The organism is Rhodococcus sp. PAE-6 (genome assembly GCF_025290685.1).
GTDB classification, from domain to species: domain Bacteria; phylum Actinomycetota; class Actinomycetes; order Mycobacteriales; family Mycobacteriaceae; genus Rhodococcus; species Rhodococcus pyridinivorans.
In genome coordinates, this window is record NZ_JAOCLZ010000129.1 from 1 (window position 1) to 269 (window position 269).

Genomic DNA, 269 nt, shown 5'->3' on the forward strand with positions numbered 1-269 from the left:
TACACCTCGTCGGGGATCGACCCGGTGTAGGGGCCGGCCTCCTTCGGATCCAGCCCGTCGGCGAGGGCCTCCTCGCGGCCGGTCTTGATCCGCCACTCGGTGATCGCCTTGTCGAGGCGGGCGGCGATCTTGTCTTCCGACAGCGGGGTTGGTTCGGTGAGCTTGAAGCGGTTCAGCGGCCCCCACATGCCCACGTAGCGGTCGTAGAGCCCACCCAGGCGGGCGCGGATGACGTCGCGGTCGGCGACGGTGGCGGTGCGCGAGCGGCT

Annotated in this window: 1 protein-coding gene; it reads right to left on the bottom strand. The window is 70.6% G+C overall.

Annotated elements, in window-relative coordinates; all coding sequences use genetic code 11:
* Positions 1–269, bottom strand: a 269-nt coding sequence (locus NVV99_RS26505) for a hypothetical protein (RefSeq protein ID WP_260783301.1), incomplete at both ends; no start/stop codon positions are given.